Raw genomic sequence first — 23,925 nt, forward strand, 5'->3', positions numbered from 1 at the left:
CCTGGCCTTACCATGGCGCGGTGCTGGTCAAGTGGATTCGCTGCACCGTGGTGGACCGCCGCGGTTTCGAGCGGGCGCAGCGGAAGTGGGCGGGGCTTCCGGGGGAGCCGGGTTTTCGGGGGCAGGGGGGTGGCTGGAGCCGGGGGCGGCCTGACGTGGCGCACGTCTTCGCCTTCTGGGAGAGCCGTGCCTTCTACGACTCCTTCATGGCCCGCTCCCACGACAGGCTGGCCTCGGCGCAGGTGGGGACCTTCAAGGACGCCCAGGTCAGGCTCTTCGACTACCGGTTCGACGTGAAGACCGGTTTCGAGCCGCGCTTCACCGACGCGGACCTGCTGCGGGTGGCGCTGTGCCGGGTCCCCGAGGAACGGGCCGAGCACTACGTCCTCATGCAGGAGAAGGTCTGGAACCCGGCGATGGCCGGCTCGCCCGGCATGATCCGCGGCCTGTTCGGCGAGGCCCCGGGGAGCGGGTACAACGAGTACCTCGTCCTGTCCATGTGGCTCTCGGCCGCCGAATACGGGAAGTACCGGACCGAGCGGGTGGAGCGGCTCGCCCTGCGCGCCCAGACGGAGGCCGACATCGCGGCGCTGACGGGCGACATCGTGCAACTGGAACCCTCCTGGACCGTCTGAGATCCGGACCCGTCCCGCCTCGCCCGGGTGCGGAATCTGTGTGATGTACGCCGTACGGGGCCCGTACGAGTGCCTGCTTCCGCCCGTCTCGATCTAGGGTTCTGGCATGGCACGACCACGGCGCATCGTTCTTGTCCGGCACGGCGAGTCGATCGGCAACGTCGATGACACCGTGCACGAGCGCGAACCCGACCACGCGCTCGCCCTCACCGACCGGGGCCGGGAGCAGGCCGAGGAGACCGGCAAGGGGCTGCGCGAGGTGTTCGGCCGCGAGCGGATCAGCGTGTACGTCTCCCCGTACCGCCGCACCCATGAGACCCTCCGTGCCTTCCACCTCGACCCGGACCTCATACGGATACGTGAGGAGCCGCGGCTGCGCGAGCAGGACTGGGGCAACTGGCAGGACCGCGACGACGTGCGCCTGCAGAAGGCCTACCGCGACGCCTACGGGCACTTCTTCTACCGCTTCGCCCAGGGCGAGTCCGGCGCCGACGTGTACGACCGGGTCGGCGGCTTCCTGGAGAGCCTGTTCCGCAGCTTCGAGGACCCCGACCATCCGCCGAACGTGCTGCTGGTGACGCACGGTCTCGCCATGCGGCTGTTCTGCATGAGGTGGTTCCACTGGACGGTCGCGGAGTTCGAGTCGCTGTCCAATCCCGGGAACGCCGAGATGCGGATGCTCGTTCTCGGTGAGGACGGCAGGTACACCCTTGACCGGCCCTTCGAACGCTGGCGAGATCCGGAACCGTACGGGATCACCGGATAGAGTGGCAGGGCGATGACCGCTCATTCTTCTCCTGACGGGCGCCTGGACCGGGCCCTGGCCAGCCTGCGCGGACTGTCGGTGGGGGACGCGCTGGGCTCACAGTTCTTCGTTCCCGCGAACTATCCGCTGCTGGGGCGCCGCGAGCTGCCGCCCGGCACCTGGCAATGGACGGACGACACGGAGATGGCGTGTTCCGTGGTCTCCGTCCTGGCCGCCCACCACCGCATCGACCAGGACGCGCTGGCCCTCTCCTTCGCCCAGCACCACGACTTCGACCGGGGATACGGTCCCGCGGTCAACCGGCTGCTCCGGCTGGTCCGGGAAGGCGGCGACTGGCGCGAGCTCGCCGCGGCGCTGTTCAACGGGCAGGGCTCCTGGGGCAACGGCGCCGCCATGCGCATCGCGCCGCTCGGCGCCTGGTACGCGGACGACCCGGAACAGGCGACCCACCAGGCGGAGATCTCCGCCTACCCGACGCACCAGCACCGTGAGGCCGTGGTCGGCGCCATGGCCGTCGCGGCCGCCGCGGCGCTGGCCGCCGATCCGGCCGGCCCGCCCTCCGCGCACGCCCTCCTCGACGGTGTGGTCGCGCTGGTGCCGAAGAGCGCGGTGGGCGCCGGACTGCGACGCGCCCGGGACATGCTCGACTACGGCGACGCGACCACCGTGGCGGCGGTCCTGGGCTGTGGCCGACGTACGACCGCGCATGACACGGTCCCCTTCGCCCTCTGGTCCGCGGCCCGCGCCCTCGGCGAGTACGAGACCGCTTTCTGGACGACCGCCCAGGCCGGCGGCGACGTGGACACGACCTGCGCCATCGTGGGCGGAGTGATCGCCGCCGGGAAGGCGGGCGCGCCCCCGGCCGAGTGGGCGGAGCGGGTCGAGGCGCTGCCCGCCTGGATGGCTGCGTCGTCCTGATGCCCTGGCCCTGGCCTGGGCCTGGGCCTGGGCCTGCCTGGGCCTGGCCTGTGCCTGGGGCCTGGTCCGGGCGGCCCAGGACGGGATCCTTGTGGAAACTCTCCGTATGGGATGGGAACTCTGCGTGACCGCTTGCGCGTTGTCATGACAGTCGCTGCGTGGGGTCTGGGCCCCACGCCGGCCCGGAAGGTCATGAGCGGGTGGGGGAGGCACGTCGGTGTTCGTAGCGCTGTTGTCCGTCGCGCTCTTCTTCGTGCTGTCCGCCCTCCCGTTCGAAGGGGCGTGTGCTCGGGGGACCGCGAGCGGGCGGGGCGGGCCCCGGCGGGCGTTCGGGACGCCCACCGGTGGGCCCCGCCCGGCCCGAGGTCCCGCGAGGTCAGCCCATCCCCGGCCCGGCCGTGCCGGCCAGGGCTTCCAGGTCGCTCTTGCGCACCCGGATGACCAGCCATGCCGTGGCCAGGGCGAGTACGGCCATGGCGGCGGCAGGGATGAAGGCGGCCGAGATGCCCTGTGCCAGCACGTCGTGCGACCAGGGGGCAGGCAGCTGGTGGGTCCGGGCGAACTCGGCCTTCTGCTCCGGCGAACCGTTGGTGAGGAAGTTGGGCACCTGCTTCTCCGCCTCGTCCTTGCTGGCCGTGCCGAAGACTGTCGTCAGGATGGCGAGGCCGATCGATCCGCCCACCTGCTGCATCGCGTTGAGCAGGCCGGACGCCGCGCCCGCCTCGTGCTGGGCGACCCCGGAGACCGCGGTCAGCGTCAGCGTCACGAAGTTCAGCCCCATGCCGAAGCCGAAGATCAGCATCGGTCCGAGGATCCCGCCGACATACGAGCTGTCGGAGCTGATGAGGGCCTGCCAGCCGAGCCCGAGCGCGGCGAGCGCCGAACCGACGACCATGAACGGCTTGGGGCCGAAGACCGGCAGGAAGCGCTGCGACAGACCCGCACCCAGTGCGATCACGACCGTGACGGGCAGGAAGGCCAGACCGGCCTGGATGGGTGTGTAGCCGAGCACGTTCTGCACGAACAGCACGATGTAGAAGAACATGCCGAACATCGCCGCGGCCAGACTGAGCATGATCACGTACGTGCCGGAGCGGTTGCGGTCGGCGAACATCTTCAGCGGGGTGATCGGTTCCCTGGCCCGCTGCTCGATGAGGACGAAGGCCAGCAGCAGGACCGCGGCGGCCGCGAAGGAGCCGATGGTCAGGTTGTCCCGCCAGCCCTCGTCGGCGGCCCGGATGAAGCCGTAGACGAGGGAGGCCATACCCGCCGTCGAGGTGACCGCCCCGGCGATGTCGAAGCGGCCGGAGTGCCGTTCGGACTCGCTGATGTAGAGCGGCGTCAGCACGGCGATCAGCACACCGATCGGCACGTTGACGAAGAGCACCCAGCGCCAGTCGAGCCATTCGGTGAGCATGCCGCCCGCCAGCAGGCCGATGGCGCCGCCACCCGCGGAGACGGCGGCGAAGACCCCGAAGGCCCGGTTGCGCTCCGGCCCCTCCGGGAAGGTGGTGGTGATGAGCGCCAGCGACGTGGGCGAGGCTATTGCGCCACCCATGCCCTGCAGGACGCGCGCCGCGAGGAGCTGCCAGGGTTCCTGGGCGAAGCCGCCGAGCAGGGAGGCGAAGGTGAAGAGCAGGATGCCGGTCATGAAGACGCGGCGCCTGCCGAGGATGTCACCGGCCCGGCCGCCGAGCAGCAGCAGACCGCCGAAGGTGAGCGTGTAGGCGCTGACGACCCAGGTGAGATCGGTGGTGCTGAAGTCGAGCGCGTTCTGGATGTGCGGGAGCGCGATGTTCACAATCGTCGCGTCGAGTACGACCATGAGTTGACAGGCCGCGATGACGGCGAGTGCGATGCCGGGATGCCCCTCCCGGCGGGCTGCTCCCGGCTTCTGGTTTTTGAGCAGAGAAGAGGTTGTCACTATGTGTCCCCCACGAATGACTTAGTGAACGCTTGCGTTCACTGTTGCCTCAACGTTAGTGACCCAGAGACAGTAGACGCAACCGTTCACTTTCCGTGTCGTCGCGCGTCCGGTCCCCCGTCGTGGCTGCGCGGCGCGTGCCTTATCCCCGAATACCCGTTTTCACCGCTTTCTGGAGACCTCCGACATGGTTGCTTCGCACTGGGCGGCCGCCTCCGCCCAGACGCCCTCCCGCCGGCGAGGCGCGGTCCTGGAGCGCGCGATCCTCGAGGCCGCACTGGATCAACTCGGCACCGTCGGCTGGAACGGCCTGACGATGGAGGGAGTGGCCGCGGGCGCGCAGACCGGCAAGGCTGCCGTCTACCGGCGCTGGCCGTCCAAGGAAGACCTCGTCGCCGACGCGCTGCGGTCCGGGCTGCCCGACTTCGACACGGTCCCCGATCTCGGAAGCGTGCGCGAGGATCTGCTGGAACTGTGCCGCAGGGCACGCGACGCGATGTTCAGCCGTTCCGGATCCGCTCTGCGATCCGTCATTCACGAATGCGACTCCATGCAGGCCGAGCGCTTCCATGCCGTGATCATCAAGGGCGTGGTCGAACCGACCCTCGAGATGCTGTGTGAGGTCATCAAGCGTGGAATGGAGCGGGGAGAGGTCCGGCAGGACGCGGCCAACGGCTATGTCTTCGACGCCATCCCGGCGATGATGATGTATCGCTCAAAAATTTGTGCAAGTGAATGGACGGACCTCGAGCTCGAGGAAATGATCGACCAGTTGATGGTCCCGCTGCTGCGGCCCGACGGCCCCTGATCCCGGCCGGCGAGGAGGGCGGTCCCGTGAGGGCGACCGGGGGTGTCGCCGGGGATCGGCGGCGGCGTAGGCTAGGGGCGCCATGCCGTACGAACCACCTACTCACACCGTCGAGCGCTCTCTTCGCGCCACGACCGGAGCGAAGGTCATTGCCGGTGTCGACGAGGTGGGGCGCGGCGCGTGGGCCGGGCCGGTCACCGTCTGTGCGGCGATCACCGGACTGCGCCGACCCCCGGTCGGTCTGACCGACTCCAAGCTGCTCACCATCAAGCGACGCACCGAACTGGCCGTGGAGTTGCGGACCTGGGTCACGTCCTACGCCCTGGGGCACGCCTCTCCGGAGGAGATCGACGCGCTGGGCATGACCGCCGCGCTGCGCCTGGCGGCGGTGCGTGCGCTGGAGACCCTGCCGATCCGCCCCGACGCGGTCATCCTCGACGGCAAGCACGACTACCTCGGCGCCCCTTGGCGGGTCCGTACGGTGATCAAGGGCGACCAGTCCTGCGTCGCCGTCGCGGCGGCCTCGGTGCTCGCCAAGGTCCAGCGCGACAAAATGATGGCCGAACTGGGTGTCGACCATGCAGACTTCGGTTTTGCGGACAACGCCGGGTATCCGTCGCCCGTGCACAAGGCCGCACTGGCGGAGCGGGGCCCCACCCCGCACCACCGGTTGTCGTGGGCGTATCTTGATGCGTTGCCCCAGTGGCGGCACCTCAAGAAGGTCCGCAGTTGGGTGGACGGAAGCGTTCCGGAGATCGAGGGTCAGCTCGGATTCGATTTCTGACGGTTCCGCTCGCAGGCAGGTGCCACCCGCCGACGCGAGCCGCACCAACGTTTGATAAACATCAGCTCATGCCTCTCATTCCCGAGGAGCCTCAGATTCACGAGAAGGCCCAGGGTCCCCGCGCCACTCCGGCCAGCAGCCGCACCGCGCCGACCCCCCGCCCCGTACCCGGCCCCCGTCCCGCGGCTCCGCCGCGCCCCGGCCGTCCCGGCCCGGTGCGGCCGGCGCCGCCGGCGCAACGCGCGTCGCGCGACACGGCCGCGGCCAAACCCGGACCCTCCGGTCCGGCCACTCCGGCAGCCGCCTCGGCCGCCCCGCAGATCCAGTTGATCCCGGCCACGCCGGACGGTGCGCTCGACGCCGCCGAAGAGGCCGTGGACCTGCTGCTGGACTCGGGTCGCACCCCGGGTGACGTACTGGTGATCACCACCGGCGAACCGCACCCGTGGGCGGCCCACGAACTGTCCTTCGGCGATGCCGCCTACTGGGCGCAGCACGACGCGGGCGACGACGTCTTCTACGCCGACGCCGCCGTCGCGGACCGTGCCGCGTCACGGGCCGTGGTCGTGGTCGCGCTCAACGGCGGCCCCGAGGCAGCCGAGGCCACCGCTCTGACCGTGGCCCGCTCGCGGGCCGGCGCCCTGCTGATCGTCTGCGGGGACCCGCAGCGGATCAACTCGGTGCTGGGCGCGGTCGTCTGAGTCCCGTCCGCCGAGTGCGGCGGACGCCGGTGTGACCCCGGGGCTCCTGTTCCGGCGCCCCCGCACAGAGGCGCTGTCGGCGTGCCCCGGGTACGCCGACAATGTCCGACGCCGTAGCGGATCGGGCCCGGCAGGCCGGGTCGACGGGCGCATGCCGACCGGGTCACGGGCGGCCGGGTCCCGGGGGGCGAGGTCACCACTCGGGTCGTGTACGAGCCGGGTCACCGCTCGGCGGGCCCGCCGTCGCCGCCCCGGGCCGGTCTTCCGCGCGCTCAGCGGGCCGCGGCGCGGCGCAGTACGTCCGAGGCGACCCCGCCGGTGCGTGGCGGCGGAGGCGGCGCCTCCGCCGTGGCGAAGGGCTCCGGCACCGACGCCGCGTTGGGCCGACGCCCGCCGCGGCCCTCACCGAGCACCTGCCAGCCGTCCCGGGTCAGCGTGATGTACGCGCCGCAGCGCAGACCGTGCAGGGTGCAGGCGTCCCGCAGCCCCCACATCCAGGCGCCGTCCTCCTGCGTCCAACGGGCGTCGCCCTCACGGCAGTAGAGCAGCACGGCGGTGCGCACCGGGGTGCGGCGCCGCAGATCGTGCGGGATGACCCGGCGCAGCTGGGAGAGCAGCGCGTTGCGGAACATCCAGCCGTCGGCGGGTGAGCGACGGCTGGTGAAGGAGGCGCTGGCGCGCAGTCGTTCGTCCGGGTCGAGTACGGCCACGACCGCCGTCGCCGGTTCGGGACGGTGCCGCGAGTGCAGTCCGGTGACGACCTCGCGAGGATTGCGCAGCAGTGGGATCCCGGCGGCGGCCCACTCCGCCGGTTCGAGCATGCGAGTGGCGGAAACGGCGGACGACGAAAGCGAGGCCGCCGAGGACGGAGCGAATCCGAAGGTCACGTTCCTCCCTTCGGCTACGCGCCCACACTGCGGGCAGGGTCGGATTCGGGGAGCGCGCACCGCAGCGAAGCCCTGCCGGGGCACGGAGGGGTCGTGCGGGGAGCGGACCTCAATTCTTCCTGTCGAACTGGAATGCGGCAACGAGCAATTGAGACCGAGGACCCATATCGGCCGATGTGCGCTCTATATCCCTACCCGCCGTGTCACCGGGCGACGCATGGGGCACGTCACGCGCCACGGTCCGTTCCGGATTCGCCGATTGTCAGTGCCATCGGGTTGCATGGGGGCATGGACCACGTGGAACTCCGTACCGAAGCCGACGCCGTCCTCGCCGAGCTCGTCGGCGATCGCGCGGGCTCGGCACGGCTGCGGGAGGATCAGTGGCAGGCGGTGGCGGCCCTGGTGGAGGAGCACCGGCGCGCTCTGGTGGTGCAGCGCACCGGCTGGGGCAAGTCGGCCGTGTACTTCGTCGCCACCGCCCTGCTGCGACGGCGTGGCGCGGGACCCACGGTGATCATCTCGCCGCTGCTGGCGCTGATGCGCAACCAGGTCGAGTCGGCCGCGCGGGCGGGCATCCGGGCACGCACGATCAACTCGGCGAACCCGGAGGACTGGGAAGCGATCTACGGCGAGGTCGAGCGGGGTGAGACCGACGTCCTCCTGGTGAGCCCGGAGCGCCTCAATTCCGTGGACTTCCGCGATCAGGTGCTGCCGAAGCTCGCCTCCACCACCGGTCTGCTCGTGGTCGACGAGGCGCACTGCATCTCCGACTGGGGCCACGACTTCCGCCCCGACTACCGCAGACTGCGCACGATGCTGGCCGAGCTGCCGGCCGGGGTGCCGGTGCTGGCCACCACCGCGACAGCCAACGCGCGGGTCACCGCCGACGTGGCCGAGCAGTTGGGCACGGGGGGCGGGGACGCCCTGGTGCTGCGGGGGCCGCTGGACCGGGAGAGCCTGCGGCTGGGTGTCCTCGAGCTCCCGGACGCCGCGCACCGGTTGGCGTGGCTGGGGGAGCGGCTGGGAGATCTGCCCGGTTCCGGGATCATCTACACGCTGACGGTGGCGGCGGCGGAGGAGGTCGCGGCGTTCCTGCGCCAGCGCGGATACCCAGTGGCCTCCTACACGGGCAAGACGGAGAACGCCGACCGGTTGCAGGCGGAGGAGGACCTGCTGGCGAACCGGGTCAAGGCGCTCGTGGCGACGTCCGCGCTGGGGATGGGCTTCGACAAGCCCGACCTGGGCTTCGTCGTGCATCTGGGGTCGCCCTCGTCCCCCATCGCGTACTACCAGCAGGTCGGGCGTGCCGGGCGAGGTGTGGACCACGCGGACGTCCTGTTGCTGCCGGGTCGGGAGGACGAGGCGATCTGGGCGTACTTCGCCTCGGTGGGCTTCCCGCCGGAGGACCAGGTCCGGCGCACGCTGGCGGTGCTGGAGGAGGCGGGACGGCCGATGTCGCTGCCGGCCCTCGAGCCGCTGGTGGACCTCCGCCGTTCACGACTGGAGACGATGCTCAAGGTCCTGGACGTGGACGGCGCGGTCAAGCGGGTGAAGGGCGGCTGGACCGCCACGGGCCAGGCATGGACCTACGACGCGGAGCGGTACGCGTGGGTGGCCCGGCAGCGGCAGGCGGAGCAGCAGGCCATGCGGGACTACGTGGCGACCACCGGGTGCCGGATGGAGTTCCTGCAGCGGCAGCTCGACGACGAGAAGGCGGCCCCCTGCGGTCGCTGCGACACCTGCGCCGGACCCTGGCTCGACCCGGCCGTCCCATCCCCAGCCCTCGCGGCGGCGAAGGGCGAGCTGGACCGTCCGGGTGTGGAGGTCGAGCCGCGCAAGATGTGGCCGACGGGGCTCGCCGCGGTGGGGATGGATCTCAAAGGGCGCATTCCCGCCGGTCAGCAGGCCCTCACCGGGCGGGCGCTCGGGAGACTCTCGGACATTGGCTGGGGCAACCGCCTGCGGCCGCTCCTGTCGGCGCAGGCGGCGGACGGTCCGGTCCCGGACGACGTGCTGCGCGCCGTCGTGACGGTGCTGGCCGACTGGGCCCGCTCGCCCGGCGGCTGGGCGTCCGGGTCTCCCGACGCGGTGGCGCGGCCCGTGGGCGTCGTCGCCATGCCCTCCCGCACCCGCCCCCACCTGGTCGCCTCGCTGGCCGAGGGAGTGGCGCGGGTCGGCAGGCTCCCGCTGCTGGGCAGCCTCGCCCACACCCCGCACGCCGACGAGTACGCCGCCCACCGCAGCAACTCCGCGCAGCGGCTGCGCGCCCTGGCCGAGTCGTTCACGGTGCCCGGCGAACTCGCCGCGGCCCTGGCCGGTACCCCCGGCCCGGTCCTGCTCGTCGACGACTACAGCGACTCCGGCTGGACCCTGGCCGTGGGCGCACGTCTGCTGCGTCAGTCCGGGGCCGGTGAGGTGCTCCCGCTCGTCCTTGCTCTCGCCGGATAAGGCTCCGGCCCTCGGAGTCGGTCCGGATCGCCCAAGGTGACGTGCTCCTGTCGACAGTTATCCACAGGGCAAAGCGGAGCTTCGCGATTCGCGAGATCGTCGGGTCATGACGAACCACAGCGAAACGACCGGACCCTCCGAGAACGGTGACATCTCGCAGGCCCCGCAGCCGAGTCCGGCGCACGGCGCCCCGCACGAGGGCCCCGGAGACGAACACCAGGTCACCCTGCGCACCCCGGCCGAACTCGCCGACGCCTTGCCGTACCTCCTCGGCTACCGCCCCGAGGACAGCATCGTCCTGGCCGCCCTGCGCGACAGGGACGGGCGGGGCCGGTTCGGCGGCCGTGCGCGGCTCGGCATCCCGGCGAGCCCGGAGGACTGGACGGGTGCGGCGGTGCAACTGGTCCACGGCCTGGTGACCGGAAGCGAGCGGCGCGGGGCGCGGCCCGAGCAGATGGTCGCCTACCTCTGCCAGGAACCGGGGCGGGGCGAGACCGGCCGGGACGTGATGCGGCGACTGCGACCGCTGGCCCAGAAGCTGCGCGTCGAGTGCGGTGCCCTCGACATTCCCGTCGTCGAGGCACTGTGCATCTCGGACGGACGCTTCTGGTCGTACTGCTGCGACGAAGAGGTCTGCTGCCCGGCCGAGGGACTCCCCATGGGGCTGCCGGGCACGTCGGTGCTGGCCGCGGCGGCCACCTACGCCGGTATCCAGGTGCGCGGCTCGCTCGGTGAGCTGCGGGCCAGGATGCTGCCCAGGGAGGGCGCGGTGGCGGTCGAGCAGGCGGCGGCCCTGGACGCGGCGGCCGTGCCGCTGGTCTCCCGGATCCTCGACGCCGACGGCCGCGCGGAGGTGGCCGAGGAGACACTGGAGGCGGCGGAGCGGATCATGCGCCGCCTCGCCGAGGCCCCGTCCGTGTCCGGCGTGCCGGCCCAGGACCTGCGTGACGACCAACTGCTGGGACACGACGAGGCGGCGGCGTTGATCCTGGGACTCCAGGACCGGACGACACGCGACCGTGCGGCCGCATGGATGGAGGGCGACGAGGCGGCCCCCGCGATGCGTCTCTGGCGGGCGCTGGCCCGACGCTGCGTGGGAGCGTACGGCGAACACGCGGCCGCGCCCCTCACCCTCGCGGGCTGGGTCGCCTGGTCCACCGGTGACGAACTGGAGGCGCGGGAGGCACTGGCCATGGCCCTCGGCGCGGATCCCGACTACCTCTTCGCCCGGCTCCTGCATCAGGCGTGCAACGAAGGCCTCGACCCGGAGTCGATCCGCCGCTGCCTGCGCGAGGGCGGGGAAGGCGGGGAGAGTGCGGGAGGCGCCGCCGAGGACGAGGACGAGGACGCGGACGGCGGTCCGTCCGGGCGGAGGGGGCCCGCCCGGCGCCCGGCGGCAGCACCGCCCGGCGGTGGGCGTCGCATCCCCACCCGTACCCGTACCCGCACCCGGGCCCTCACCCCGTCGTCCCGTGCCGTCCGGCGCCGCGCGAGGGTGTCTGGCCCCGAGTCCGGCACCGGGACCGTGCGTCACCGAACCCTTTCCGGAGGCGGGCGGCCCGGGACCGCACGGAGGGACCGGACCCGCCCGCACAGCGCGGAGACGCCGGTTACGGGCAGGGCGGGGACCCGTCCGGACGAGGTGGGTACGGCGGAGCGCGGGGGCCAAGGGGGCGGCGGGTGCCCCTGAGACGGGTGGGCGCGGCCCCGGGGGGCGTATCCGGGTGCCACGGCTCGGCCGGCACGTCGGCATCGCGGGCCTGACCTGGTGAGACGCGTGCTCGCGCGGCGCGCGGGAAGGGGTGGTGGGACGCAGCTCGGAAGGAAGTGGATCAGTACCCGAAGCGGTCGGCGAAGGGAGTGTTTATCGTCAGGCAGACGACTATGATCGCCGCATGCCCTACGACCCGTCAGCCTTTCCGCCCTTCGCCGTCACCGTGGACCTGGTCGTGCTGACCGTGCGTCGTCACTCCTTGTGCGCGCTGGCGGTGCGCAGGGGTGAGCCCCCGTTCCAGGGCAGGTGGGCCCTGCCCGGCGGGTTCGTACGGGCCGGCGAGGATCTGGCGCAGGCGGCGGCGCGGGAGCTGGCCGAGGAGACCGGGCTGTGCGTCCACGACCCGGCCGCGCCCACCCAGGACAACGGCGCCCACCTGGAGCAGCTCGCGACCTACGGCGACCCGGAGCGCGACCCCCGTATGCGGGTGGTCAGCGTCGCCCACCTCGCGCTCGCTCCCGACCTGCCCGCGCCGCGAGCGGGCGGTGACGCCAGCAACGCCCGCTGGGCACCGGTCGAGGAACTGCTGGAACAGAGCGGCTACGGGCATGCGGGCGAGGCGGTGGCGCCGCTCGCCTTCGACCACGCCCGGATTCTCGCGGACGGGGTGGAGCGAGCCCGCTCCAAGATCGAGTACTCGTCCTTGGCCACCGCCTTCTGCCCGCCCGAATTCACCGTGGGCGAGCTGCGCCGTGTCTACGAGGCGGTGTGGAGCGTGGCGCTCGACCCCCGCAACTTCCATCGCAAGGTGACGGGCACCCCGGGTTTCCTCGTCCCCACCGGCGGGACGACCACCCGCCAGGGCGGCCGTCCCGCCCAGCTCTTCCGGGCGGGCGGCGCGACCCTCCTGAACCCCCCGATGCTCCGCCCCGAGGTGTGACGCCGGGCCCTCGCGATGCCCGAAAAACCGGATATCGCACGCTATTCTGCTACAGGTGATCCAGGCCTTCGGACTGACCAGCAACCCCCGCAAGGAGCTTCCGCCCGCCGTCGACGACGTCTCGTTCGAGGCGCGCGCGGGCCGCGTCACCGCGCTGCTCGGAGCATCGGGCGCCGGCAAGACGACGGCACTCAGACTCATGCTCGAGCTCCAACAGGGCCGGGGCCTCACCTACTTCAGAGGCCGCCCCCTGCACCGCATCGCCCACCCCGCACGTGAGGTGGGCGTGCTGCTGGGGGACGTTCCGGGGCACCCCGCCCGTACGGTGCGCGGCCACCTCCGCATGTTGTGCGCGGCGGCCGGCGTTCCCGTCGGCCGGGCGGACGAGGTCCTGGAGTCGGTCGGCCTCCAGAACCTGCGCGACGAACGCCTCGGCACCCTCTCCCGCGGCATGGACCGACGCCTCGGACTGGCCTGCGCGCTGGTCCCCGACCCGCACACCCTGGTCCTCGACGACCCGGCCGGCGCGCTCTCCCCCCAGGACTCCCGACGGCTGCACGGCGCGTTGCGTGCCCATGCCGCCCAGGGCGGAACCGTGCTGTTCAGCACGGCGGACCCCAAGGAGGCCGCGCGCAGCGCCGACCACGTCGTCACCCTGGAGCGGGGCAGAGTCGTCGCCGACCAGGACGCGGCGGAGTTCTCCCGCACCCGGCTGCGACCCCGCGTCGCCGTACGCAGCCCGCACGCCGCCCGCCTCGCCTCCCTGGTGACCAAGGAGGCACGCACGGCACGCCGTTCCGTCGAGGTGGTACGCGAGGGCGGCAACCGGCTCGCGGTCTACGGCAGTACCTGCGCCGACATCGGTGAGACGGCCTTCCGGCACGGGATCCTCGTTCACCAACTGGCCGACGAGGTCGGTGACATGGGCCCCGGGGCCGATGCGATCCCGGCCGCCCGGCAGCAGGAGCGACGGGGGGCGGACGGTGACCGTGCGCTGGACGCTGAGACGTCCGGCATGCCGTGCCCGTCGCCCGTCACGGAGCAGGACGCGGCTGCGGCCGCGGACGCCGCCGAAGACCCGGACGGCCCCGCACCCGGGACCGTCCTGCGCAGCACATCTGGCCCCCGCGAAGCCCCCGTCCCCGGCAGCCGTCCCGGACCTCCCGGGCCCTGCGCTCCCGACGCCTCCCCACCCCGCACCCCACGCCCGTCCGGCAGCCTCACCCCCGGCACGGCGACGGCCCGGGAGACGACCGCCGAGCTCCCGCCCCCCATCTCCGTCCGCTCCGCCCCCAGCCCCCTCCGTCCGCTGCGCTACGAACTCCGCCGCGTCGCGGGTGTCCGCACCGGGTACGTCACCGGTGCGGTCGTGCTGCTCGTGTCCGCCGTCACCACCCTGGTCCTGGCCCGTGTCGGACACACCCCGCAGCCGCGGCTCCTGGCCGCGTGGCCGCGAGAGCTCCCGCTGCCGCCCGCCGCACTCGGCGCGGGGCTGCTCGGCGCCCTCGCCTTCGGTGACGAGTTCCGCCACCCAGCCCTGGCCGCGGACCGCGGCACCGTCCCCCGCCGCATGGGGTTGCTGACCGCCAAACTCCTCGTCTCCGCGGCGGCCGCACTGCTGCTGGCCGTCCTGACGGTGGGGTGCGACGCCGAATTGCTCCGTCTCTTCTACGGACCGGAGCTCGCGGGAGCCCCCGCCGACTGGGCGGCGCTGGGCGCCGGTTGGCTCGCACTCGTGGTCGGATGCGCCTGGTCCGGAGTGCTCGCCGCGGGGGTCTTCCGGTCCACCACCGCCGGGCTGGCGGCCGTGGTCGCCGTCCCGGTCCTCGTCGTACCGCTCGTACAGAAGGTCTGGGCCGGTCCGTCCGTGCGGACGGCCGCCGGGTTCCCGATGCGGGTGCGGGAAGTCCTCCTGAGCCAGTGGCCGTTCGGCGGTGAGCGGTATGTGGTCGAGGTGCTGCGGCTGATCGCTCAACCGGTGGGCGGCGCAATGACGTTGTCGCTGACCGCTCTGCTCTGCGCCTATCTGCTCATGACCTTGCGCAGCAGGGTTTGACGACGGCTGTCGCACCCTTCCGTTCCGACCGTGTGCGCAACTCCCCGGGGAAAGCCCATTTCTTTCCGATAAGGCGTCAATTGCGACGGGGTGAGCGATCACCCTTTCGTGTGCTTTTCACCAAAGACCTCAAGGGAGTTGGAGCCAGCGCCGACAAAGGATGCGTGAGTACCCTTGCGCACACCATGATGACCGCCGCCCGTTCCGCCGACTCCGGCCTCGCGAACCCGGGCGAACTCGACCGCTACCCGTACGCGGAGACGCCCGGCGTCGACCGCGTCGGAGCGCCCTCCTGGGAAGGGGTGGAGCCCGAGCTGGGGCGCGTGGGCCGGCGCACCGCGGGCAACCGTGGCCGCGGACTGCACGGGCAACTCGTCCAGCAGCTGGGCCAGATGATCGTTTCGGGCGACCTGGGTGCCGACCGCCCGCTGGTGCCCGAGGAGATCGGGCAGCGTTTCGAGGTCTCCCGCACCGTGGTGCGTGAGTCCCTCCGTGTGCTGGAGGCGAAGGGGCTGGTCAGCGCCCGCCCCAATGTCGGTACCCGGGTGCGCCCCGTCAGTGACTGGAACCTCCTGGATCCGGACATCATCGAATGGCGTGCCTTCGGCCCGCAGCGCGACGACCAGCGCCGCGAGCTGAGCGAGCTGCGCTGGACGATCGAGCCGCTCGCCGCGCGCCTGGCCGCCGGGCACGGGCGCGAGGACGTCCAGCAGCGGCTCTCCGACATGGTCGGGCTCATGGGCCACGCCATGGGGCAGGGCGACGCGCTCACCTTCTCGCGTGCCGATGCCGAGTTCCACACCCTGCTCATCCAGGTCGCGGGCAACCGGATGCTGGACCACCTCTCCGGGATCGTGTCCGCCGCCCTCCACGTCTCCGGCGGTCCGGTCACGGGCTGTGACCGGCCGAACGACGTGTCGATCGCCCAGCACGGCAGGATCGTCGACGCCCTCGGCACCGGCGACGGCGCGGCGGCCGAGGTGGCCATGCGCCAACTTCTGACCGTCCACCCCGAGGTGGAACGCGTGGTGCCCGCCCCTCGCGAGCACTGACCGCTTCCGCCGCAACGGCGCGGTCCGGGCACGCCAAACCCCTCCTGTGGCAGTGGCCGGCCCCGCCGTCACCGTCGGACTCCGCGGAACCGCTCATGGTTCCGCGGAGTCCGACGGTGTGATGAGAGGCTGACTCGTCCCGGTGTGGCCGCGACGCATCAGTTGGTGACCTTATTCATCCATGTCTGACTGGTTTTGATCGCTTACGGGGTGTGACTCGTGCCACGCGGATTGGGCGTAACGCTCTTGGGAACAACACGATGACCTAAGAGGTGACAGCCGCGGAGGAATACGGACGCCGTTCACGGCGCTGTGCATCTCCCCGGCCCGCCCGCACCGTCGGCCCATTCCCAAGCCGGTGGTCGGCTCCTGTCCGCCGTGGACGGGGCCGGAAGCCGTTTTTCAACGTTCCGAGAGGTTGTTCGTGTCGGCCAGCACATCCCGTACGCTCCCGCCGGAGATCGCCGAGTCCGTCTCTGTCATGGCGCTCATTGAGCGGGGAAAGGCTGAGGGGCAGATCGCCGGCGATGACGTGCGTCGGGCCTTCGAAGCTGACCAGATTCCGGCCACTCAGTGGAAGAACGTACTGCGCAGCCTCAACCAGATCCTCGAGGAAGAGGGTGTGACGCTGATGGTCAGTGCCGCAGAGCCCAAGCGCACCCGAAAGAGCGTCGCAGCGAAGAGTCCCGCCAAGCGCACCGCCACCAAGGCGGTCGCGGCCAAGACGGTGACCAGCAGGAAGGCGACCGCTCCCGCCGCCCCGGCGGCGCCCGCCACCGAGCCCGCCGTCGAGGAAGAGGCGCCCGTCAAGAAGGCGGCGGCCAAGAAGACGACCGCCAAGAAGGCGACGGCGAAGAAGACGACCGCCAAGAAGACGGCGGCCAAGAAGACCACGGCCAAGAAGGAAGACGGCGAGCTTCTCGAGGACGAGGCGACCGAGGAGCCGAAGGGCGGGGCCGAGGAGCCCGAGGGCACCGAGAACGCCGGCTTCGTACTGTCCGACGAGGACGAGGACGACGCTCCGGCCCAGCAGGTCGCCGCGGCCGGTGCCACCGCCGACCCGGTCAAGGACTACCTCAAGCAGATCGGCAAGGTCCCGCTGCTCAACGCCGAGCAGGAGGTCGAACTCGCCAAGCGCATCGAGGCCGGTCTGTTCGCCGAGGACAAGCTGGCGAACTCCGACAAGCTCGCGCCCAAGCTCAAGCGCGAACTGGAGATCATCGCCGAGGACGGCCGCCGCGCCAAGAACCACCTGCTGGAGGCCAACCTCCGCCTGGTGGTCTCGCTGGCCAAGCGCTACACCGGGCGCGGCATGCTCTTCCTGGACCTCATCCAGGAGGGCAACCTCGGTCTGATCCGCGCCGTGGAGAAGTTCGACTACACCAAGGGCTACAAGTTCTCCACGTACGCCACCTGGTGGATCCGGCAGGCGATCACCCGCGCGATGGCCGACCAGGCCCGCACCATCCGTATCCCGGTGCACATGGTCGAGGTCATCAACAAGCTCGCGCGCGTGCAGCGCCAGATGCTCCAGGACCTGGGCCGCGAGCCCACCCCGGAGGAGCTGGCCAAGGAGCTCGACATGACCCCGGAGAAGGTCATCGAGGTCCAGAAGTACGGTCGCGAGCCCATCTCGCTGCACACCCCGCTCGGCGAGGACGGCGACAGCGAGTTCGGTGACCTCATCGAGGACTCCGAGGCGGTCGTGCCGGCCGACGCGGTCAGCTTCACCCTCCTGCAGGAGCAGCTGCACTCCGTGCTCGACACCCTGTCCGAGCGCGAGGCGGGCGTCGTCTCCATGCGCTTCGGCCTCACCGACGGTCAGCCGAAGACCCTCGACGAGATCGGCAAGGTCTACGGCGTCACGCGTGAGCGCATCCGCCAGATCGAGTCGAAGACCATGTCGAAGCTGCGGCACCCGTCGCGTTCCCAGGTGCTGCGCGACTACCTCGACTGAGTCGCGGTAGTCAGTACGAGCGTCGTACGAGTGCGAAGGCCCGGTTCCGCCACGTGCGGAACCGGGCCTTCGCGCTGAGCAGCGGGTGCGCGACACGCCGTACTGGATCACTCTGGGTGTCTCATGACCACCTAGGAGTGAGGAGCCCGCATGCGTCTCTTTGCCCGGACACTGGCCCGGCCGCTGGTGCTGGCGGCCGCGGCGACCGCGATACCGCTGGGGTCGGCGGCCCCCGTGGCCGCCGACAGCGTCGTCGTCGGGGGATTCCCGGTCGAAGTGTCCGACAGTCCCTGGACCGTCGCCCTGTCCAGTCGTGACCGGTTCGGGGGTACGCGGGCGGGACAGTTCTGCGGGGGAGTGGCGGTCGGTCGGACCACCGTCCTCACGGCGGCCCACTGCCTGGGGGAGCAGGTGCTCGGGTCGCCGCCGGATCAGGTGGGCGACCTGAAGGTCATCGCCGGCCGCACCGACCTGCTGTCGGACCAGGGCCAGGAGATCCGCGTCCGCTCCGTGTGGGTGAATCCGGAGCACGACGACGGCAGCAACGCCGGCGACTTCGCGGTGCTCACCCTCTCCGAAGCCCTTCCGGCCGGCTCGGTCATAGGGATGGCGGCGGAAGGCGACCCGGCGTACACGCCGGACACGGGGGCGCTCGTCTACGGCTGGGGGGACACCTCAGGTGCCGGCGACTACGCCAACGGTCTGCACGCGTCCCGTGTGCGCGTGCTTCCCGACGCGTCCTGCGAGCGGGCGTATCCGGGGAGCGACGACGGACGGTACCTCCCGAGCACCATGCTCTGTGCCGGGGAGGAGGCCGGTGGCCGCGACGCCTGTCAGGGGGACAGCGGAGGACCGCTGGTCGGCCGGGGGAGGCTCATCGGTCTGGTGTCCTGGGGGAGTGGCTGCGGGCGCCCGGGCAGTCCCGGGGTGTACACGCGTGTCTCCTCGGTGCTGCGGACGCTGGGCTGGGACGGCACGGCCGCGCGGCAGCGCGGGGGCGTCTGAGGGCCGCTGAGAGCCTTCGGGGTACGAGCACGGGCGGCCGCCTCCGGGATCCGGGGGCGGCCGCCCGTTCATCGGCCTGTGCCGATTCGGCTCGTCGTCGGGCGCGTTGAGTCAGCGCTCTTCCTCGGCGGAAGATGCCGGAACGGTCGTCAGCCGCTCCGTCTCGTCCTGTATCTCAGCGGCGATCTTCTTGAGTTCCGGCTCGAACTTGCGACCGTGGTGGGCGCAGAAGAGCAGTTCTCCGCCGCTCAGCAGGACGACGCGCAGATATGCCTGGGCGCCGCAGCGGTCGCAGCGATCGGCGGCCGTCAGCGGGCTTGCGGAAGTCAGAACAGTAGTCACGTCGCCTCTTCTCTAGCTCGACGAGCTGTCGTACCAGGGTCAACATCCAACCAGCCCCAAAACGTTCCCGCTCGTGGCGTTTCCTCGAAAAATCTTTCCGAGGGGCCGGCTGTTGCCGATTGGCGGCGAATGTGCCGTATTGCGTGTCTGTGTGTCGTACGGGTTCGCGCAGTCGGTCAGTGTCGGTCCCGCCGGCTGGGTTGCCGGTTTGTTCATGAGGACGTGCCCGGAGCCTAAATGGTTCATGCCTCGAAGGGAACGTGATGTGTACTTCACCCCATCGAGGGATCGAACAGGTATGCGACCCTGGACTAGGGTGAGGGCGCGACGAGGGTGGCGTTACAACGGCTCTACCAGGCCTCGGTACCCTCTGACCGGTGAACCGAGCCACGCCCTTACCCAGCGGGGCCCCATCTGAAATTCAGCGAGGAGCGAACCGCGTGACCGCCGAGACTTCCGTGCCGTCCACTGCGCTGCTGGCGGGAGCAGACCGGGACGGATCCAACTACACCGCGCGGCACCTGCTCGTCCTCGAGGGGCTCGAGGCCGTGCGCAAGCGTCCGGGCATGTACATCGGATCCACCGACAGCCGCGGTCTGATGCACTGCCTGTGGGAGATCATCGACAACTCCGTCGACGAGGCCCTGGGTGGTTACTGCGACCACATCGAGGTGATCCTCCACGACGACGCCTCGGTGGAGGTCCGGGACAACGGCCGGGGCATCCCGGTCGACGTCGAGCCCAAGACCGGCCTGTCCGGCGTCGAGGTCGTCATGACCAAGCTGCACGCGGGCGGCAAGTTCGGCGGTGGCGCCTACGCCGCCTCCGGCGGTCTGCACGGTGTCGGCGCCTCCGTGGTGAACGCCCTGTCCGCCCGCCTGGACATCGAGGTCGACCTCGGTGGGCACACCCACGCCATCAGCTTCCGCCGCGGGGTCCCGGGCGCGTTCGCGGGAGCGGGCCCGGACGCCAAGTTCGACGCCGGGAGCGGACTGCGCAAGACCAAGAAGATCCCCAAGAACCGCCGCGGTACGCGCGTGCGGTACTGGGCGGACCGGCAGATCTTCCTCAGGGACGCGAAGCTCTCCCTGGACACGCTGCACCAGCGGGCCCGCCAGACCGCGTTCCTGGTGCCCGGGCTGACCATCGTGGTGCGGGACGAGTTCGGTCTCGGCGACGGCGGCAGCAAGGGTGAGGAGTCGTTCCGCTTCGACGGCGGCATCAGTGAGTTCTGTGAGTACCTGGCCAGTGACCGGCCCGTCTGCGACACCCTCCGCTTCAGCGGACAGGGCAGCTTCAAGGAGACGGTCCCCGTGCTGGACGAGGACGGGCAGATGACGCCGACGGAGGTCACCCGTGACCTGGGCGTCGACGTCGCGATGCGCTGGGGCACCGGTTACGACACCACGGTCAGGTCGTTCGTCAACATCATCGCCACGCCCAAGGGCGGCACCCACGTCGCCGGCTTCGAGCAGGCGGTGACGAAGACGATGAACGAGGTGCTGCGCACCAAGAAGATGCTGCGCGTCGCCGAGGACGACATCGTCAAGGACGACGCCCTGGAGGGCCTGACCGCGGTCGTCACCGTGCGGCTCGCCGAGCCGCAGTTCGAGGGCCAGACCAAGGAGGTCCTCGGCACCTCGGCGGCCCGCCGGATCGTGAACAACGTGATCACCAGGGAACTGAAGGCGTTCCTGACCTCCACCAAGCGCGACGCGGCCCAGCAGGCACGCGTGGTCATGGAGAAGGCCGTCGCCGCGGCCCGTACCCGTATCGCCGCGCGCCAGCACAAGGACGCCCAGCGCCGCAAGACGGCCCTGGAGTCCTCGTCCCTGCCCGCGAAGCTCGCGGACTGCCGCAGCGACGACGTCGACCGCAGCGAGCTGTTCATCGTGGAGGGCGACTCCGCGCTGGGCACGGCCAAGCTCGCCCGCAACTCCGAGTTCCAGGCGCTGCTGCCGATTCGGGGCAAGATCCTCAACGTCCAGAAGTCGTCCGTCACGGACATGCTGAAGAACGCCGAGTGCGGAGCGATCATCCAGGTCATAGGAGCGGGTTCGGGCCGTACCTTCGACATCGACGCGGCCCGCTACGGCAAGATCATCATGATGACCGACGCCGATGTGGACGGCTCCCACATCCGCACCCTGCTGCTGACGCTGTTCCACCGGTACATGCGGCCCATGGTCGAGGCGGGCCGGGTCTTCGCCGCGGTGCCGCCGCTGCACCGCATCGAGCTGGTCCAGCCCAAGAAGGGCCAGGACAAGTACGTCTACACGTACTCGGACCGGGAGCTGCGCGACAAGCTCATGGAGTTCCAGAGCAAGAACATCCGGTACAAGGACTCCATCCAGCGCTACAAGGGCCTCGGTGAGATGGACGCCGACCAGCTGGCGGAGACCACCATGGACCCGCGCCGCCGCACCCTGCGCCGGATCAACCTGACCGACCTGGACTCCGCCGAGCAGGTCTTCGACCTGCTGATGGGCAACGACGTGGCACCCCGCAAGGAGTTCATCTCCAGCTCGGCGGCGACGCTGGACCGGTCGCGCATCGACGCCTGACCACGCCCGGTCGTCGGACCGGGCCCGGGAACCAGAACCGGGCCCGGTCCTTCGTACGGGACCGCGCCCCCCGCCCGCCGTCGCGGCCTGCCCTCGCCACCCGCGGGTCATGCTCTTTACGCCCGCGGGAAGCGGCTGGTGCGGCCACCACCGGGATGAATCACCTGATGGGGTGAAGTGGCTGGGGAAGAAGAGTCGGGGATCTTCCCGTTCTGTCCATCCTTGGGCATGCAGTCAAGCAACGATCGGTCCCGCGGCGCCGGGGGCGGTCCCGAGAGCGCGGCCGACCACCGTGCGGTGCCGGGCAGGGCCTACGTCGAGACGGCCTCCGGCGTGCCGTACGACGACCCGCGGTACGACGACCCGTGGTACGACGCCCTCGCCTCCGGCTGGGGAGAGTCGGCCGGCCCCGGAGTCCCCGGGCCGGCGGTGCCGCCGATGCGCCGGGACGCCCCGGCCGAGCCGCCCCGGGCCGCGGCCGACGTGTACCTGGAGGTCCAGCGGAGCGCGGCCTTCCAGGAGGTCCGCAGCCGGTACCGGAGGTTCGTCGGGCCGGCCGTCGCCGCCTTCTTCCTCTGGTACGTCGCCTACGTGGTGACGGCCACGTCGGCGCCCTCCCTGATGGCCCGGCCGGTGGCCGGAGCGGTGAACGTGGCGATGGTCGCCGGTCTCGGGCAGTTCCTCACCACCTTCCTGCTCACCTGGGCCTACACCCGGCACGCCCGGCTGCGCAGGGACCGGGCCGCGCTCGAACTGCGCTGGGACACCCAGGAGCTGACGCGCGGGACACGGGGCGGTGTGTCGTGACCGGTGACCACCAGACGCTGGCACTGCTGCTGTTCAGCACGTTCGTCGCCGTCACGCTCGGGATCACCACCTGGGTGGGCCGTCACCGGCAGGGATCCGCCGAGGAGTTCTACGCGGGCGGCCGGCTCTTCTCACCGATGGAAAATGGTTTTGCCATCTCCGGCGACTACATGTCGGCCGCGTCCTTCCTCGGCATCTCGGGGCTCATCGCGCTCCACGGCTACGACGGCATGCTCTACTCGGTGGGTTTCCTGGTGGCCTGGCTCGTGGTCCTCTTCCTCGTCGCCGAACTGGTCCGCAACTGCGGGCGGTTCACCCTCGCCGACGTCGTCGCCGCCCGGATGAGGGAGCGGCCGGTGAGGATCGCCGCGGGCACCTCCTCGGTCACCGTCTCCGTCCTGTACCTGGTGGCGCAGATGGTGGGTGCGGGCAGCCTGGTCGCGCTGCTGCTGGGCGGGACGGGCGAGGCGGCACGGACGTGGACGGTCATCGGTGTCGGCGCCCTCATGGTGATCTACGTGTCGCTGGGCGGGATGCGCGCCACCACCTGGATCCAGATCGTGAAGGCGGTGCTGCTGCTCGGCGGCACCGTGGCACTGACCACGCTCGTCCTGGTGCGCTTCCACGGCGACGTCGACCGGCTGCTGCGCACGGCGGCCGAGCGCAGCGGCCACGGTGAGGCGTTCCTCGCACCCGGCCTGGCGTACGGCGGGGACTGGGTCTCCCGCTTCGACTTCATCAGCCTGGGACTCGCCCTGGTGCTGGGCACCGCCGGGCTGCCGCACATCCTGTCCCGCTTCTACACCGTGCCCACCGCCCGGGCGGCGAGGCGGTCCGTGGTCTGGTCGATCGGACTCATCGGCGGCTTCTACCTGATGACGATCGTGCTCGGCTTCGGCGCCGCCGCCCTGGTCGGCCCGGACGCCGTACGCGCGTCCAACGCCGCCGGGAACACGGCGGTGCCGCTGCTCGCCCTCGACCTGGGCGGCGGCGCGCAGTCCACCGGCGGGACGGTCCTGTTCGCGGTCGTCGCCGCCGTCGCGTTCGCCACCATCCTCGCGGTGGTGGCCGGCATCACCCTGGCGTCCTCGGCCTCCGTGGCCCACGACCTGTACGCGTCCTTGCGGCGCCGTCACTCCAAGCCGCGCAGCGAGGTCGCCGTGGCCCGGCTCGCCGCCGTCGGCATCGGCGCGGTAGCGATCGGGCTCGGTCTGCTCGCCCGCGACCTCAACGTCGCCTTCCTGGTCGGCCTCGCCTTCGCCGTGGCGGCCTCCGCCAACCTGCCGGTGCTGCTCTACTCGCTGTTCTGGCGAGGCTTCACCACGCGTGGTGCGGTGTGGGCGGTCTACGGCGGTCTGGTGCCGTCCGTGGTGCTCGTGCTGCTGTCCCCGGTGGTCTCCGGCGGCCCGCAGTCGCTCTTCCCGGGCCTCGACTTCCAGTACTTCCCGCTGCAGAACCCGGGGCTCGTCTCGATCCCGCTGGGCTTCGTCGCCGGGTGGCTGGGCACGGTCACCTCGCCGGAGGAACCGGACGAGGCCAGGCACGCCGAGACCGAGGTGCGGTCGCTGACCGGGGCAGGGGCGGTGTAGGGACGACGGCGGGTGCCCCGGGGCCGGC

Annotated in this window: 19 protein-coding genes; 16 read left to right on the forward strand and 3 right to left on the reverse strand. The window is 71.3% G+C overall.

Features of this window, described 5'->3' with window-relative positions; translation table 11 throughout:
- Positions 1 to 20: 20 nt before the first annotated feature.
- The 3 genes from IE94_RS35700 to IE94_RS0116330 all read left to right on the forward strand — a co-directional run bounded on the left by IE94_RS35700 (position 21) and on the right by IE94_RS0116330 (position 2,319).
- A complete protein-coding gene (locus IE94_RS35700; protein ID WP_037922799.1) occupies positions 21 to 635 on the forward strand; it encodes a YdbC family protein in 615 nt (204 codons plus the stop codon).
- A 106-nt stretch (positions 636 to 741) separates the two neighbouring features.
- Entirely contained in the window at positions 742 to 1,401 is a 660-nt protein-coding gene (locus IE94_RS0116325; protein WP_030184418.1) for a histidine phosphatase family protein, read from the forward strand.
- Positions 1,402 to 1,413: 12 nt separating this feature from the next.
- Positions 1,414 to 2,319 carry an ADP-ribosylglycohydrolase family protein gene (locus tag IE94_RS0116330; RefSeq protein WP_030184419.1) on the forward strand — a complete coding sequence of 302 codons (906 nt, stop codon included), beginning with the start codon at positions 1,414 to 1,416 and terminating at the stop codon, positions 2,317 to 2,319.
- Positions 2,320 to 2,695: 376 nt separating this feature from the next.
- Here the strand turns inward: IE94_RS0116330 and IE94_RS0116335 are convergent, their stop codons facing one another.
- On the reverse strand, positions 2,696 to 4,243 hold the full coding sequence (locus IE94_RS0116335) for an MFS transporter (protein ID WP_030184422.1): 1,548 nt from the start codon (positions 4,241 to 4,243) through the stop codon (positions 2,696 to 2,698).
- Between the two features lie 187 nt (positions 4,244 to 4,430).
- Here IE94_RS0116335 and IE94_RS0116340 point away from each other — a divergent pair, with 187 nt between their 5' ends.
- From IE94_RS0116340 to IE94_RS35705, 3 genes are all read left to right on the forward strand, one after another.
- Positions 4,431 to 5,051, forward strand: a complete 621-nt coding sequence (locus tag IE94_RS0116340; protein WP_030184424.1) for a TetR/AcrR family transcriptional regulator — start codon at positions 4,431 to 4,433, stop codon at positions 5,049 to 5,051.
- An 82-nt stretch (positions 5,052 to 5,133) separates the two neighbouring features.
- Positions 5,134 to 5,835, forward strand: coding sequence for a ribonuclease HII (locus IE94_RS0116345; RefSeq protein WP_030184425.1), 702 nt, complete (start codon positions 5,134 to 5,136; stop codon positions 5,833 to 5,835).
- 68 nt (positions 5,836 to 5,903) lie between these two features.
- Entirely contained in the window at positions 5,904 to 6,536 is a 633-nt protein-coding gene (locus IE94_RS35705) for a hypothetical protein (RefSeq protein WP_037922802.1), read from the forward strand.
- A 272-nt stretch (positions 6,537 to 6,808) separates the two neighbouring features.
- Here IE94_RS35705 and IE94_RS0116355 read toward each other — a convergent pair whose 3' ends face one another.
- Complete coding sequence (locus tag IE94_RS0116355; RefSeq protein WP_030184430.1) at positions 6,809 to 7,423, reverse strand: hypothetical protein; 615 nt, start codon at positions 7,421 to 7,423, stop codon at positions 6,809 to 6,811.
- Between the two features lie 288 nt (positions 7,424 to 7,711).
- Here IE94_RS0116355 and IE94_RS0116360 point away from each other — a divergent pair, with 288 nt between their 5' ends.
- From IE94_RS0116360 to IE94_RS0116390, 7 genes are all read left to right on the forward strand, one after another.
- Positions 7,712 to 9,871 (forward strand): RecQ family ATP-dependent DNA helicase, encoded by a 2,160-nt coding sequence (locus IE94_RS0116360; RefSeq protein ID WP_030184432.1) that lies wholly within the window; start codon positions 7,712 to 7,714, stop codon positions 9,869 to 9,871.
- A gap of 106 nt (positions 9,872 to 9,977) precedes the next feature.
- Positions 9,978 to 11,561, forward strand: coding sequence for a DUF4192 domain-containing protein (locus tag IE94_RS0116365; RefSeq protein ID WP_030184433.1), 1,584 nt, complete (start codon positions 9,978 to 9,980; stop codon positions 11,559 to 11,561).
- A 205-nt stretch (positions 11,562 to 11,766) separates the two neighbouring features.
- On the forward strand, positions 11,767 to 12,525 hold the full coding sequence (locus tag IE94_RS0116370) for an NUDIX hydrolase (RefSeq protein ID WP_030184434.1): 759 nt from the start codon (positions 11,767 to 11,769) through the stop codon (positions 12,523 to 12,525).
- Between the two features lie 55 nt (positions 12,526 to 12,580).
- Entirely contained in the window at positions 12,581 to 14,581 is a 2,001-nt protein-coding gene (locus IE94_RS0116375; RefSeq protein WP_030184441.1) for an ABC transporter ATP-binding protein, read from the forward strand.
- Between the two features lie 164 nt (positions 14,582 to 14,745).
- Positions 14,746 to 15,633: a sporulation transcriptional regulator WhiH gene (gene whiH, locus IE94_RS0116380; RefSeq protein WP_030184444.1), complete on the forward strand. Its 888-nt coding sequence runs from the start codon at positions 14,746 to 14,748 to the stop codon at positions 15,631 to 15,633.
- Between the two features lie 424 nt (positions 15,634 to 16,057).
- Positions 16,058 to 17,590: an RNA polymerase sigma factor gene (locus IE94_RS0116385; protein ID WP_030184449.1), complete on the forward strand. Its 1,533-nt coding sequence runs from the start codon at positions 16,058 to 16,060 to the stop codon at positions 17,588 to 17,590.
- A 150-nt stretch (positions 17,591 to 17,740) separates the two neighbouring features.
- On the forward strand, positions 17,741 to 18,595 hold the full coding sequence (locus IE94_RS0116390; protein ID WP_030184451.1) for a S1 family peptidase: 855 nt from the start codon (positions 17,741 to 17,743) through the stop codon (positions 18,593 to 18,595).
- A 111-nt stretch (positions 18,596 to 18,706) separates the two neighbouring features.
- Here IE94_RS0116390 and IE94_RS0116395 read toward each other — a convergent pair whose 3' ends face one another.
- On the reverse strand, positions 18,707 to 18,937 hold the full coding sequence (locus tag IE94_RS0116395; RefSeq protein ID WP_030184453.1) for a DUF7455 domain-containing protein: 231 nt from the start codon (positions 18,935 to 18,937) through the stop codon (positions 18,707 to 18,709).
- Between the two features lie 440 nt (positions 18,938 to 19,377).
- On the opposite strand from IE94_RS0116395, the gene IE94_RS0116400 reads away from it, so the two are divergent.
- The 3 genes from IE94_RS0116400 to IE94_RS0116410 all read left to right on the forward strand — a co-directional run bounded on the left by IE94_RS0116400 (position 19,378) and on the right by IE94_RS0116410 (position 23,897).
- Positions 19,378 to 21,501, forward strand: a complete 2,124-nt coding sequence (locus IE94_RS0116400) for a DNA gyrase/topoisomerase IV subunit B (RefSeq protein ID WP_030184455.1) — start codon at positions 19,378 to 19,380, stop codon at positions 21,499 to 21,501.
- Positions 21,502 to 21,729: 228 nt separating this feature from the next.
- Entirely contained in the window at positions 21,730 to 22,308 is a 579-nt protein-coding gene (locus tag IE94_RS0116405) for a DUF485 domain-containing protein (RefSeq protein WP_030184458.1), read from the forward strand.
- Positions 22,305 to 23,897 (forward strand): solute symporter family protein, encoded by a 1,593-nt coding sequence (locus IE94_RS0116410; RefSeq protein WP_030184459.1) that lies wholly within the window; start codon positions 22,305 to 22,307, stop codon positions 23,895 to 23,897. Before IE94_RS0116405 ends, IE94_RS0116410 begins: the two co-directional genes overlap by 4 nt.
- Positions 23,898 to 23,925: the final 28 nt, after the last annotated feature.

It is taken from the genome of Streptomyces violaceorubidus, assembly GCF_000717995.1.
Classification (GTDB): domain Bacteria; phylum Actinomycetota; class Actinomycetes; order Streptomycetales; family Streptomycetaceae; genus Streptomyces; species Streptomyces violaceorubidus.